The 13,674-nt window shown below is 35.5% G+C and carries 15 protein-coding genes; 10 read left to right on the top strand and 5 right to left on the bottom strand.

The window, feature by feature from the left end:
• Window positions 1-14 precede the first annotated feature (14 nt).
• The 3 genes from BMS_RS05100 to BMS_RS05115 all read left to right on the top strand — a co-directional run bounded on the left by BMS_RS05100 (window position 15) and on the right by BMS_RS05115 (window position 2,023).
• Entirely contained in the window at window positions 15-791 is a 777-nt protein-coding gene (locus BMS_RS05100) for a HupE/UreJ family protein (protein ID WP_014243727.1), read from the top strand.
• A gap of 9 nt (window positions 792-800) precedes the next feature.
• Window positions 801-1,142 carry a DUF6488 family protein gene (locus tag BMS_RS16740; protein ID WP_014243728.1) on the top strand — a complete coding sequence of 114 codons (342 nt, stop codon included), beginning with the start codon at window positions 801-803 and terminating at the stop codon, window positions 1,140-1,142.
• Window positions 1,143-1,561: 419 nt separating this feature from the next.
• Window positions 1,562-2,023 carry a GNAT family N-acetyltransferase gene (locus BMS_RS05115; protein WP_044557309.1) on the top strand — a complete coding sequence of 154 codons (462 nt, stop codon included), beginning with the start codon at window positions 1,562-1,564 and terminating at the stop codon, window positions 2,021-2,023.
• Between the two features lie 11 nt (window positions 2,024-2,034).
• On the opposite strand, the gene BMS_RS05120 is transcribed toward BMS_RS05115, so the two are convergent.
• Entirely contained in the window at window positions 2,035-3,342 is a 1,308-nt protein-coding gene (locus BMS_RS05120; protein WP_014243731.1) for a hypothetical protein, read from the bottom strand.
• Between the two features lie 164 nt (window positions 3,343-3,506).
• Window positions 3,507-3,989: a hypothetical protein gene (locus tag BMS_RS05125; protein ID WP_014243732.1), complete on the bottom strand. Its 483-nt coding sequence runs from the start codon at window positions 3,987-3,989 to the stop codon at window positions 3,507-3,509.
• A gap of 129 nt (window positions 3,990-4,118) precedes the next feature.
• Between BMS_RS05125 and BMS_RS05130 the strand changes: the two genes are divergently transcribed.
• A complete protein-coding gene (locus BMS_RS05130) occupies window positions 4,119-4,502 on the top strand; it encodes a hypothetical protein (RefSeq protein WP_044557310.1) in 384 nt (127 codons plus the stop codon).
• A gap of 37 nt (window positions 4,503-4,539) precedes the next feature.
• Here BMS_RS05130 and BMS_RS05135 read toward each other — a convergent pair whose 3' ends face one another.
• Entirely contained in the window at window positions 4,540-5,262 is a 723-nt protein-coding gene (locus BMS_RS05135) for a TSUP family transporter (protein WP_014243734.1), read from the bottom strand.
• A gap of 82 nt (window positions 5,263-5,344) precedes the next feature.
• Here BMS_RS05135 and BMS_RS05140 point away from each other — a divergent pair, with 82 nt between their 5' ends.
• Entirely contained in the window at window positions 5,345-6,157 is an 813-nt protein-coding gene (locus tag BMS_RS05140) for a LysR family transcriptional regulator (protein ID WP_014243735.1), read from the top strand.
• A gap of 14 nt (window positions 6,158-6,171) precedes the next feature.
• The gene (locus tag BMS_RS05145; protein ID WP_014243736.1) at window positions 6,172-7,344 is read left to right on the top strand and encodes a low temperature requirement protein A; all 1,173 of its coding nucleotides are present in this window, start codon (window positions 6,172-6,174) and stop codon (window positions 7,342-7,344) included.
• Window positions 7,345-7,354: 10 nt separating this feature from the next.
• Here BMS_RS05145 and BMS_RS05150 read toward each other — a convergent pair whose 3' ends face one another.
• Window positions 7,355-8,599, bottom strand: coding sequence for a chloride channel protein (locus BMS_RS05150; RefSeq protein WP_044557311.1), 1,245 nt, complete (start codon window positions 8,597-8,599; stop codon window positions 7,355-7,357).
• Between the two features lie 75 nt (window positions 8,600-8,674).
• Between BMS_RS05150 and BMS_RS05155 the strand changes: the two genes are divergently transcribed.
• The 4 genes from BMS_RS05155 (at window position 8,675) to BMS_RS05170 (ending at window position 13,133) form a co-directional block, all read left to right on the top strand.
• The gene (locus BMS_RS05155) at window positions 8,675-9,196 is read left to right on the top strand and encodes a shikimate kinase (RefSeq protein WP_014243738.1); all 522 of its coding nucleotides are present in this window, start codon (window positions 8,675-8,677) and stop codon (window positions 9,194-9,196) included.
• A gap of 98 nt (window positions 9,197-9,294) precedes the next feature.
• Entirely contained in the window at window positions 9,295-10,182 is an 888-nt protein-coding gene (locus BMS_RS05160) for a D-Ala-D-Ala carboxypeptidase family metallohydrolase (RefSeq protein WP_014243739.1), read from the top strand.
• A gap of 75 nt (window positions 10,183-10,257) precedes the next feature.
• Window positions 10,258-11,964 (top strand): PH domain-containing protein, encoded by a 1,707-nt coding sequence (locus tag BMS_RS05165; protein WP_014243740.1) that lies wholly within the window; start codon window positions 10,258-10,260, stop codon window positions 11,962-11,964.
• Window positions 11,965-12,035: 71 nt separating this feature from the next.
• Entirely contained in the window at window positions 12,036-13,133 is a 1,098-nt protein-coding gene (locus BMS_RS05170; RefSeq protein ID WP_044557312.1) for a PDC sensor domain-containing protein, read from the top strand.
• On the opposite strand, the gene BMS_RS05175 is transcribed toward BMS_RS05170, so the two are convergent.
• Complete coding sequence (locus BMS_RS05175; RefSeq protein WP_044557313.1) at window positions 13,126-13,479, bottom strand: hypothetical protein; 354 nt, start codon at window positions 13,477-13,479, stop codon at window positions 13,126-13,128. The genes BMS_RS05170 and BMS_RS05175 overlap by 8 nt on opposite strands.
• Between the last annotated feature and the right edge of the window lie 195 nt (window positions 13,480-13,674).

The following is a 13,674-nucleotide window of genomic DNA, read 5'->3' on the forward strand; positions in this document are numbered from 1 at the left end:
AACTAGGAGGAACTATGTTTAAATTTTTCATAGGCGCTCTTACTTTTTTCTATAGTGTAAGTTCTATTGCACACGGAATTAGTGAAGACGCAAAACGTGCGATGATTGAAGGGGGATATTTAAAGTATATTATTCTCGGTGTAGAGCACATGATTACTGGATATGACCATTTATTATTTTTATTTGGAGTTATATTCTTTTTAAAAACTTTTAAAGATATCATTAAGTTCATAAGTGTTTTTACGCTTGGACATAGTATCACGTTGATATTTGCTACGTTTATGGGAATCACCGCAAATTATTGGTTGATTGATGCTGTAATTGCCACATCTGTAATCTATAAAGGGTTCGATAATAACAATGGATTTCAAAAATACTTTGGATTAGAAAAATCTCCAAATCTAATTTGGATGGTTTTTATTTTTGGTCTTATTCATGGTTTTGGTCTCTCAACAAGACTTCAGCAGTTGCCACTAGGGGAGAAGGGGTTCTCTATGCTTGTGCGTATTCTTTCATTTAATGTTGGTGTTGAGTTAGGCCAAATAGCTGGACTAATTGTTATGCTCTTAATTATTACTCAGCTTCGAAAGTTGAGTAACTTTAAAGTATTTTCCAGAGTTTTCAATGATGGAATTATTTTTGCCGGCTTTATGCTTCTTTTGATGCAACTACATGGATATCTCCATACATCTAAACCTGATGAGTTTGGATTTAGTGAAGATTATCACATACATCATCACATGAAGATAGAAGAGAAGAATCAACAAGACTATACACACGATAATTTATAGGAGAATTTTATGAAGAATATATTTTTAATAATAACGGTTTGCTTTAGCTTTTCTGTTCTGGCAGGACCTGGACATGGTCACGGGCATTCTCATTCCCATTCTAAGAACGAAGTTTCAAAAGAACGTACTGGAGAATTTGGTCGCCAGCATATACAAAGGCTTGTAAAGAAAGGAAAGCTAGACTCTAGTTGGTTAAAATCTACTTTTAACAAATCAGAGAAGAAAGTATTTGGTAAAAATACAGAATGGGTTGTTACTTTTAATAATAAAAATGGGCTGAAGGGAAAGACATTGTTCATCTTTTTAAGATTAAACGGTGACTTTATTGCGGCTAATTTTACAGGAAAGTAATGATGTGGTTAGCGATAGGTAAAGTAGTTGTCGCGGCAACACTTATAAGTTTTGTTTCGTGGCTTTCTGGAAAGAAAACTAGCTTGGCAGGGTTTATAACGGCTCTGCCTCTTACTACATTACTTGCTTTGGCCTTTTCTCATTTAGAGTGGGGAGACTCAAAGCAATCTGTGGAATATGCAAAGAGTGTATTTGTTGCGATACCTGTATCCTTATTATTTTTTGTACCTTTCCTATTTGCTCAAAAACTAAATTTGAGCTTTTGGGCTTGTTACTCAAGCGGAATTTTTTTGTTGGGGGTGGGTTATTTTGCCCACTCATTTATAACTAAGTTAGTATAGATTAATTAGAAATGGAGAAGTCCTTTCTTTTGAAAGGGCTTCTTTTATTCAATACAAAAAGTAGAAAAGGTGAGAGGAATGAGTGATTTAACAATTGAATACTTTCTATATGATCAGATTAGTTCCGATATTGTTAAGGAGATTGTATCAATGGAGCGAGAAATTTTTCCCAGTCCAATGAAGGAAGAAAAAATAGCTCGTGAATTAAGCTCTAAATTCAATATCACTATTTTGATTGCATATGAAGAAGGAAACCCTATTGGTTATAAAGTTGGCTTTGAGAGGTCTAAGAGAATTTATTATAGCTGGATAGGAGGAGTGATCCCAATCCATCGAGGAAAGGGGATTGCTAGTGAGTTAATGAGGAGACAGCATCAAATAATTACTGAGATGGGTTATAGAGTAGTTTGTACTCAAACAAGTAATTCTTTTAAGCCTATGGTTATCCTAAATTTAAATTCTGGTTTTGATATTAAAGGAGTTATTCAAAGTACAGGTGATGATTATTTAACTATCGTTATGGAAAAGGCACTCTCGTAATAAAGAAGAAATCATAGACAACTTTGTGTTGGAAGAGGCGTGCAGTTAAATACATTTCTTAACTGAGGAGAGGATAGAAAGATTGTATTAAAATCTAGCTCCTTAGTACTCCAGTTGTTTGCGTTTTTACCTTTAATAGAGGCCATACTTACTTCCATTAATGCAAGCTTTTGAGAAGTTGAAATGGGAGGATATTGTTCAACGTACCTGCCGGTTACTTTAGCAGACCATATTTGAGCACCCCTTTCCGAGAAAGTCGTATCCGCGCACATCTCACTTATAGTTGAAGGTATGGGGGATTGGTGAAAGTTTTCTTCTAAGCATTTTTGAGCGCTTGTTAGAGGACTCCTTTCTACAGGTATACCTTGATCAATTTCGTTTACAACACCTTTAGACTTTAGTCCTTCTAAATAGTTTTCAAACGCTTGGATATTTACTCCACCTCTGGAATTGGGAAGGAAGTCTAATTCGTGTCCTCTTGAGTTAGAGCTGAAGAATTCATTTAAACTTAATTGAAAGTTACTAAACGTAGAGTCGACCCTGCTCTGAGATAGATTAGGGTTATCTCTCATAAATTGTTCTCTAATTGTATTTTGTTCCTGTGAGGTAAGTTCTACTTTAGAGTTATGAGTATGGCCGATACATTTGGAGGACATTCCACAAAAATCAACACTATGACCAAGTTCATGTGCGAGTAGTGGAATCATAGCATGTTCAGGTAGTTTTAAAATAGCTGAGCATGCGTTTATATTATAAGTTAGGTTTTCAAAGGCTGCCCACACACCACCTTCACAGAATTCATCATTAATATTAAATTGAACTTTGCTGATCCTCTCAACAAGTAGCTTTTGATCTTCGCTCAATGAATCAGGCTCTGCTCCATTAGTAATTTCTTCTATAAATAATGATCTCACTCTTTCAAAAGTATCGATAGCAGTTTGAGGGGCTCTACCAGAAGTTTTCTTCATTAAGTCTAGGACTTTCATTGTTTCTTTTGTCTCTGGTGAGTAATTACTTTGTCCGCTAAAGAAAACATTCTTTAGTACACTTCCATCTGGAAAGTGAATATATTCTTGATCCTCTGGGAATAGATCTTGATGTTTTCCTAGAATTTCTCTCGTGTTACAAACTGGTCTTTGAACACTTGCTTCCCTAAGTTCAGTACATTCCTGGTTTATATTTGACAGTGGTCCACCTGTTGTGAAGTTGTTTTCACTCATGAAGTTTATGAAGTCTGTATATGGGTTAGCTCTCTTCTTACCTTTTGCGGCCATTGGAGAGTTAATTAATAGAGTGAATAGAAGAATGAATATATTCATAAATTTTCCTCAATTATATAAATAATATCTGAGGTTTTAATTTAAGGATATGAAGAAAAAATAGCTCTAAATTAATATCGAGATTTCAGTAGCTTAGGGTGGTGATGTTAAGAGAAAAGTGTTGCGTCCTTTGCCTTTAAAAGGACGCAGATGATAGGGGGGACTTATTCAACTTCGAAATATGTACAATATGAGTCTTTACTCCAGCTATCGCCTAGAAATTCTCTATAGGATCTATGCATATCTATTTGAAGTCTAATTCCCTCAAATTCAAGCGCCAATCTATTAAATGACTTAGATGTTCCTAGTCTTCCAAACTTTATAGTCTTTTCAACAAAGAACTTATTCAGTCTACTAACTGCTACGTATTCTGTTTTAGATGTCGTTCCATGTGAAGTATTTCTACTTTCTATTACTTGTTCACCTTGATCTATATTCTCAATAAGTAAATCCCCAGCACTTGAGTCTTTATTGAAATAGGCACCAATTTCGCTTGATAGATTCATTCTAATTTCAGTCTCGTTTTCAATAACAGTTATATTTTGTGGACACTCATTATTGTCAGAGTTTGTTAGCTTATAATCAGTAATATAAGTTTGTGCGCTTGCAGATGATGTCATAAGAATTAGTAGAATTAATTTCTTCATTGTTTGTCTCCATGCTGTTTTAGCTTTTCTATCACAACTAACTTCTTCGCTGGAAAAGTATGTAAAAATAACTCGTCTGCTATTCTTTATAAAATCAAAGTGTTATCTAGAGTGAAAACGAGGGGTCTTATGAAGAATTTATTATGTGGCATTTTATGTATATTCTCTTTTTCATCATCTGCAGTGATTTTATCACCAGGGCAAGTCGTAGGCTTTTCTGATTCAAGCTTTAGATACAACTCTAGTGAACAAGCACAAAGCGCAAGGTTTTGTTTTTGGAATGAGTTTAGTTCTATTTGTAATGAGATTAAGGCCGCTGCACAAAATATGAATGGTGGATATGCTGGCGGTAATCACGATAAAATTGAAATTTTAAGTTGTACTCTTAATTATGGTGATTCTCACTATGGAGAAGATAAGGCCGTTGTCTCATATATTCTAAGTGATGATTATGGTAGCGAATATAAGGTTAAAAGAGTTATCAAAAGCTGCGCTGTTAGTTCTCACCTTTAATTTTTAAAACCCAATTAAGATTCTTTCTCTAATTGGGTTAAACGAAACCTTTATAAAGCATAACTCCGCTAAAGAAAATCATAGTCGTTTTGGCAACCACAAGAAAAGATTGATCGCTAAATCTTGTGAGGATTTTCTTACCAAAGAGGCCTCCTAGGAGTGGAGTGATAAGTGCTATAGAGTATAACTCAATAGAAATGTCACTATATTCGAAATTAAATAACTTAATAAAATAGACTGTCTTTAGTGCGTGACCGAAGGCTTGTGTAAATGCTTTTGTGGAGACAATAGAGAACCTTCCAATAGAGCTTGATAGATAAAATAAGTCTAGAACACTTCCAGAAACACCAGCTACCACTTGAGTAGCACTTACAAAAATTCCACATAGAAAAGATCTACCTTTTTTCTCGATATCAAAAAATGATGACGTTCTCTTCATTATTCCAAGTAATGGCATCAGACCAAGAAGGATAAAGATCACTTTCTTATTGGGTTGAAGTTGGAGTAGTTCAAAGACTCCATAAGAGATGATTGCTCCAAGGGCATAGGGAAGTATGATAGAGAAGTTTAAATGTTCTCTATTGATATAGGCCCTAAAGCCATTGGAACTAAATTGAGTAAGTCCGTGAAGAATGAGCGCAATTGGTAACGGAAAGACAAGTAAGAATATGGCCAGGAGAATTGCTCCACCGGCCATCCCAAGGGCACCTGAAAGAGTGCTCGTTAAAAGTATATAAATAAAAGCAGCTATTAAACTCATAAAATCTCCTATTTGTATTATCGTTATAATTGATAGATAATTAAATAGAATAGATGGAATAGAATCTATTCGCGGGAGGAATATGTTAGATGAGTTAGAAACACTTAGTGCTTTGGCTAAACATAAAACGATGGGCAGAGCTGCGACTTCTCTTCGAATTACTCAATCTAGTGTGAGTAAGAGAATTCAGTCTCTAGAACAAATTTCTCATAAAGAATTAATTGTTAAGAATGGTCGATTTGTAGAGCTTACACCGGCCGCATTTGAGCTTTTAGATAAGGCACTGCCTCTTCTTTCTGAGTTGAAGGAAACTGTCCAAGGTGAAGAAGGTTTACATACTCTTAGAATCTCAATTGGATTTTCAGAGTCGATACTTTCTTCTTGGGGGGCACATTTAATAAGTAAGCTCTCTCGAAAATTTCCTGAGAATATATTTGAACCTCATGCTCATAGAACACCTGTGATTGTCGATAAGGTTGTATCCGGAGACTACAATATTGCTATTGTTGGAGGGGAGCCAAAGAATTTTCCAGGGCTTTATTTTGAGAGGATTGGAGAAGAGGAGATGGTTGTTGTTGGAGAGACAGGCGATCTCTTCTGTGCTGAGGTTACAAGTGGCACATGGGCTTCAATTGCAAACGAAACCGCTAAACAAGGTTTGAGAATAGATGAGAGAAGTGAATTTCTCTCTCCCATAGCTAAGATGGCCAAACATGGATTTTGTAGAGGATTAGTTCCATTTGCTGTTGCAAAGAATGCAGGTTTCTCTAAAAGAGAAATGATTTCTACTGGAATCAAACGACCTATATATGCAGTGGGAAGAAAAAGAGCATTTCTAAGAAGTGATATTCTCAAGATTTTAGAATACACAAGCCAGTTTTTAGAGAAGATTTAAGCTAGGAATAGAGAATGAAGAAAAGATTATTACAAAAGCCTGTCTTTCACTTTAGTGGTATTGGAGTAGAGAAAAAAGTTGGATGGCTGGAGCTTTTTTACGATCTAATGTATGTGGCATCGTTTATTCAGCTTGGGAATATTTTTTCTAGGGATATTTCATTATATGGATTTATTAAGATAAGTTTAATTTTTATAACTTTCTGGGTTTCTTGGTCTGGATTTTCTCTTTTTTCAAACCGCTACACTATAGATGATTTTCTACATAGAGTATTAGTCTTCCTTCATATGTTTACTGTTGCTTCTTTAACAGTGTTAGCACCTCGGGTCTTTAATGGTGATTATTCTTATTTTACAATTATTTTTGGTATATCACAGCTACTAGTGGCCTTGCTCTATTTAAGGGCCTCTATTCAAACAGAATTTGGTTCAAAGTATACTAAGTTTTGGTTTGGAGCATTCTCCCTTTCTGGTTTTACATGGTTGAGTGCACCTTTTTTTCCAAATAACTTAACCCCTCTTGTTTGGGCAGTAGGGGTTGCGATTATTCTCATAACGCCAATTCTTAATAAAGCTCGTAATTTATTTAATGAATTCCCATTTGACTATGAGCATTTGTCAGAACGCTATAGCCTTTTAACTATTATAGTAATTGGTGAATCTTTTGTGAAAGTTCTAACAGAGTTAGTTGAAAGAGACTCAGGTATGAATTTAGTTATACAAGCTTGTTTCTCTCTTCTCATAGCATGTTCAATTTGGTGGATTTACTTTGATGATGTTGCCGAGTCGAAGTTAAAGAAAAGTCTTTTAGCTTTTCCTGTGTGGCTTGTTTCCCATTTACCATTGCAAATGGGAATTGTTCTTATGGGTGTTGGAATAAAGAAAGTTGTTAGCTCCAACATGGCCCATTCTCTTCAGTTAAATGATGCTTATCTCTTAAGTTTTTCAATTGCCCTTATATTGGCATTTGTTGGTTTGATTGATCTTGTTACCGTTGGTAAAAGTGGTGAAGAGAATTCTTTTATTAGAGTACAATTGAGATTTTTTATTTCTTTTATTTGTGTGTTACTTGGTATTTTCTCTCAGTCTATGAGTGCTCTTTTATTTGTATCAAGTATTCTAACATTAGGGCTTATTCAAATTATTATTAATATTATTCTAGATCTAAGAGCTAAAGCTGCACAATAGTATTGGAGTACTATTTTTTTCTTAAGTATTTTAGGAAAAATAGTGCTCTCTTATGTTTTTTTGAAAAGTATCTCTGAGATTGGTAGATACCATTGTGTCCTGAAAAGTAGAAACTACTATAACAAGCAATAAAGGCGTACGGAGCAATTTGTATACCAAATGTTTCGATGGCCATAATAATACATGCAATCGGTGCGTTGGATGCTCCTGCAAAAACGGCTACAAAGCCAAGAGCTGCAACAAGTTCAAAAGGGATTGGGCCAAAACCTCCTAGAAAGCTTCCTAGAGTTGCTCCAATAAAAACTAGAGGCGTGAATTCTCCTCCTTTAAATCCAAAAGAGAGAGTAAGGGCAGTAAATATCAATTTTAAAAGAGGTACACTCCAATGCATTGGTTGAACTAGTGATGTTTGAATTGTCTCTAAGCCAAGTCCTGCGTAGAGAAAAGAGCCTTCAATGTTATAAAGGACAATAATAAGCAGTCCTCCTAGAAACGGTCTTAGTGGAGGATATTGAATAAATCTCTTTATAGCTTTAGTTAAAAGGTGAGTAGTTTTAGAGAATAGATTTGCACTGACTCCAAATGCAATTCCAAAGAGAATTAGATAAATTAAGTACTGGAAATGGAAGGTTGGTATTTCAACAGATGGATAAAGTGTGTGGGGAACTTTGAGTAGGTGAGTTGTCTGATAGCCTATGAAAGAAGCAATTAAGCATTGGAAGAAAGCGTAGAGTCTTAACTTTCCAACAGTGATAATTTCCATTCCAAAAATTACACCTGCCCAAGGAGCTGAGACGGCAGCGCCAAGTCCTGCTCCCGAGCCCGCAATTAATAATACTCTTCTTTCATATTTAGAGAGCTTGAAGAAGTGTGAGATTCGATCAGAGAGAGCGCCACTCATTTGTACTGCTGTTCCTTCTCGCCCAGCTGATCCTCCAAATAAGTGAGTCAATATTGTTCCAAAGAGTACAAAGGGAACCATTCGCAGAGGCAGGACTTTCTTTGGAGAGTGAATTTCATCAAGGATTAAATTATTCCCTTTCTCTGCCTCACCAGCGAATTTATAATAGATTAGACCAATAAAGAATCCTGCTATTGGAAGAAAATAGATTAGCTCATGATGATCTTTTCTATAAGCAGTTGCAAGAGATAATAAAGTTAAGAATAGTGCTGAACTTAAACCCGCCATTAATCCTGATAGAGTACTTAAGAATACCCATCTTGAAACTTTATATAAATTAAACTTATTAAACATTCTCTTAGCCTTTTTTCTATTATAAGGGCTAAAATAATAATTCGTCATTTATTGAATAGGATTATTATTAAAAGTATGAAAAGAATTTTGATTATAGGAATTAGTTGTAGTGGTAAAACTACTGTAGGGATGAAGCTCTCTAAAAAATTAAATATTCCTTTCCATGATTTGGACGATCTCTACTGGAATCCCGGGTGGATAGAGACTGATAAAGAAAAATTTAAAAATAGTGTGACATCTTTATGTAAAGAAGAGTCATGGATAATTGTAGGCAATTATAATTCAGTACAGAGTTTAGTCTTAGAGGAATGTGATACTGTTATTTGGCTTAACCTTTCAAGGGCGAGGGTGTGGTATCAGGCAATAGTGAGGTCAATGAGAAGAATTCTCTTTAGTGAAAGGTGTTGTAATGGAAATATTGAAAGCTTTCAAAGAACATTTCTTACTAAGGATTCAATCCTACTTTGGGTTTTAAAAGACTATAAACGCAAATATATTAAATACTCTAATATGAGGGATGATGGGGAGTTTTCTAAGAAAGAGTATATTGAGCTTAGAAATACAACTCAAATCAATAATCTACTAATCAAAGAATAAAGTATTTCTCGAAGCTGTAGTAAAATACTCGGGCAAATCTTTTAAATTAAATTTCTTTTGTATATTTCCGTTAAGTAAGTAATTCATTTGGAGGTTTCATGAAGTATTTATTTTCAATATTTGTTCTACTTTTAGTGAGCTGCAGTTTCTCATTTAAGAATAGAGAATTAGATTGGGAAGAGATTGCTAGAATGAATGGACATCACTACGATGATGATACTCACCATGAAATTAGAACTAGTTCGAGATGGCCATCGGCAACTAAAGAATCTAAAGAAATTGATAAGTGCTTAGATCAAACAGATGAAGAGTTAGAGAATCTAGATGAAATGATTTTGAGATTTGATGGAAAAATAAATTCTCCAGATGATTATGAGCACTCCATGGCAGGGCTTCAGAGATTTATTGAAGATAGTGGTTTGACAAGATATTTCAGTGCAAAAGAGATGGTTTCTCCAAATAACTCTGCTGTGGCGAAGGGCTGTGGATATGAAAAATTACTTCCAAGTCGCTGTCGTTGGAAGTCAGCTGTGGCCCAAGGACTTTTAGCTGTTGAGCTGAGATCTGAAATAAATAGAGGAAAGAAAACTTCTTCGGGTATTAAGATTAGAAATTGGTGGAGACCGTCTTGCTATAACTCAAAAGTCGGAGGAGCGAAGTCTAGTGATCATATGCAAGCGCGTGGTTTTGATTTAGATTTTAATACACCAAAGCAAAGGGCCGTAGCTCAAGCCTATCTCTGTAAGATGTATAAAGAAGGCAAGCCATTGAGTCTGCAGGTCGGAATCGGCTGTCAAACACTTCATATTGGAGTGGGTTCACCAAAGAGGCTTTCAAATTACCCAAAAGATGGTTCAAGGTTCTGGAAATATGGCTCATTAAGCAGGTGTTCGATTAAGAGAATTAGTGAGGATGACTGTTGGAAGCAGGGGCGAGATGGAAAGCTCTATATTCACACTGAAGATGGTGGTTCAGGCGTCCTCTAAACGGATATTTTTTACAACTCTATTTTAAAACTCCCTATAAATTAGTATTTCTTACTTATATTTATAGGGGGAGTCATGAATTCAATACATGGAGCAGTAGCTGCTTTACTCATTATCTTAGCGCCAATTTCAACTATCGCATCAGGCAAGAAATCGACTAGCTGGGTAATTTCTAATCCAGAATGGACTCCAAGTTTTGAAAAGCAGTACTCTGAATTTATAGCTGGAATTGGTAAAGCTAAAAAGAGTGGAGACTGTTCAACAACAGATCAGTGTCTACGCAGTAGAGTGGCCAATCCTCGCTTTTACAATCTTAATCCTTCAAATTTAAAATCTATTTTTGCAGACTGTGCAGATTTACCTTATGTGCTAAGGGCCTACTTTAGTTGGATGAACGGTTTGCCGTTTTCATTTCCTAATGCCTTATTGCCAGCGAAATGGTTCTCTGAAGAGAATCAATTAATATTAGCTGAAATCCAAGAGCTTCAAAGAGAGTTGGCCGATGCTGGCTTCTTTAGACGAAGAATAATTAATTCTAAAATTAAGAAACTAAGAAGACAGCTAAACGGTGGTAGCCGAAAAGTTCCTGACCTTCGCTATAATGCAGATGGAAACGTTATCAAATCTAAGAGAATGATAAAGAATGGGGATGATATTAACGAAGTTTTAACAAGTGTTGTGGGAAGTATTTCAACAGCGTCTTTTAGAACTAATGCATCTGCAAATGGTGAAGGGGAAAAGTTTAGAGATACTTATCCTGTTAAAGTCGATCGCGATGCAATAGTACCTGGAACTATTCTCTATGATCCAAATGGCCATATTGCTGTCGTTTACGAAGTTACAAAGAATGGCAAAATTCACCTTATTGATGCACATCCTGATAATTCTCTTACAGCGATTACTTACGGAGAAAAATTTTCTAGAACTTCAGTGAAGATTGGTGGAGGCTTCTCTAACTGGCGACCTTTCACTTACCAAGATTCAAAGGTAAGATTTAAAAAGAATGAAGAGCTAGATAACTATAGCCTAGAGCAGTTTCAAAAGAGTCAGGACTTTTCTTTTGAAGGTCGTCAAATGAGCTTCTATGAGTTTGTTAGAAATAGACTCTCTCTAGGAAATCTCGTTTACAACCCTGTGCTTGAGTTAAGAGAGTTACTTGGAGAGCTCTGCTATGATTTTAGAGAGAGAAAGCTCTCTGTTGATAAGGCCCTTGATAGTCGAATCAACTTAAAAGATCATCCTGAAAAGCTTCCTGAGAATATCTATGGAACTGATGGAGAATGGGAAACATATTCAACACCATCTAGAGATGCGAGGTTAAAGGCCTCTATTAGAGAGGGGAGAGACTTAGTTAAAAAGATGCTACGTTTGAATTCTGAAGGAAGTTCTTCAGTGGAGTATAGTGGGAGTAATTTAAAGTCCGATCTTCTTTCTGTGTATGAAGAGGAAGTGGCGAAGTGTCGTATTCCATTAACATTATCCGATAACTCAAACCTTGTTTTAGATCTTGATCAAATGCTTGGCAAAATCTATAAGCTTTCTTTCGATCCATATCACTGTGTAGAACTTAGATGGGGTATAGAGGATGAGAGTAGTGCCTATAGATGCCAAGATTCTGAGGAGAAGTTGGAGTGGTACCTTCAAGAGCAAGGACTTAGAAATACAATTGATAGGGATTATTCTCTAAAGATGGACTTTGGTCTTGGTGAGTTAGAAAATGCTGAAATTTCAGATGTTTACCAAGAAGATATCTCAATCTTAGGGGTACTTAGAACAGAGTAAAATCTTTACTTTGGTCTCAATATAATTTATCGTATGGTATGCGAAAAATTATAGTGCTTTCTATTCTATTTATGTTAAATCAATCTTTGGCAACTGAGCTGAAGATTGCTGTGTCAGACACTAATCTTGGCGGTGTTAATCAATCGCATTTGAAGTCTATTCTCTCTTGTACAACGGGAATTTTGGAAGAAAATATCACAATAAAATCTTTCCCAAGTCTAAGGGGAAGGCAAGAATTTCTAAATCGAACTGTCGATGGTTACTATCCAGTAGTCTTTACTTCTGAACTTAAAAATAATGGGCTCTTTCCTCTATATATAGATGAAGTACTAATGATAAAGCTCAAAGATATTCCCGACAAAAATATAAGTCTTGGCCTAGTGAAAGGAGACCACTCTCAATACTTGAAGAAGTTTAAGGATTATACTCTTTCATTTTCTGTTCTTAATTCAAAGACTCTATTTAGAGGGCTAGTGGAAAAAAGAGCGGAGGCCATCATTGTTAAAAGATCTGAAATACCAAATGATTTTTTATTGGATAACTTTGATCTGAAATCTCTAGAGTACGTAGAGTCCGGAATAGAACTCAACACAAGCTTCTATAAGAAAGCTGCTATGGGAAAAATTGAAGTTCGTAAGCGCTATAGTGAATGCTTGGAAAAAGTGAACTTTCTACTTGATCACGATAGAAGAGAGTCCATTGTAAATAAGATCAGAAAAGATATTGAACATATTCAGTCCATTTTTACTATTGAGAGAAAGAACGTAAGTAATATCGCTAAGAAAGAGAAGATGTGGAAAGATGGTTCGAGGGGTTTAGACTTCATCCAGAAAATTCTAAAAAGTGAAGAGAGTATAAAGCTTAAAGAAGTTCTTTCTGGATATAACTTTGTTTCTGAAGCCTTTATCTTTAATCATCAAGGTGCAACTCTAGGTGAAACGATTAAATCTAGCGACTTTGATCAATCTGATGAGCGCAAATATAGTTTAGTAAAAAGCCAGAAAGAATTTAATGAAAATAATATCACTGACCTCTACTATGATGCCTCTTCAGGTGTCTTTCAAATTGGTATTATGATTCGTCTGCAAGATAGAAAAGGAGACTTTTCTGGGGGTATTTATATTGGGGCCAATATTAATAAGATATTGACCCATTATAAAATTAATTAGCGTCTTTACACGACCAGTTTACTGAATGTACTTCGTGTGAAGGGATTCTTGCAAATGCCCAAAAATTTCCATCTGTAGCATTTCTTACTCGGTCAACTCTGATTCTAAAGTTTCCAGTGGTAAATTCTTGAACTCTATCTTGGTACTTTGAGATAAGATTCACTTTCTTGTAGTAGTGAACTGGTCTTCCGTCTTTAAGTGAATTGACTCTTATCTCGTAGAAAACATTCTTACTGCCTAATTTGGACTGGTAGATAATGGCATCGTCCACATTCGCATCGTCTGCTAGGTCTACGCAGCGATATAGCTCTGTTCTCTTAGGAGTTAAGCCAGCATGTGCACTCAAGCTTAAAAGTGTTATTAGACTACTTACAATTAAAGTTTTGATAGGACGCTCCTTTTTTCTTTAATTATACCAGCTTTCCCTATCTCTTTAGGGCAATGAAAAATATGCTCTAATGCAGCTTGTCTTTTACTTAAATTGTTGTTTGCATTTATAAATAAGAACTTTAAAATGGTGAAAAGCTATATATGGAGTTCA

Source organism: Halobacteriovorax marinus SJ (assembly GCF_000210915.2).
GTDB lineage: Bacteria > Bdellovibrionota > Bacteriovoracia > Bacteriovoracales > Bacteriovoracaceae > Halobacteriovorax > Halobacteriovorax marinus.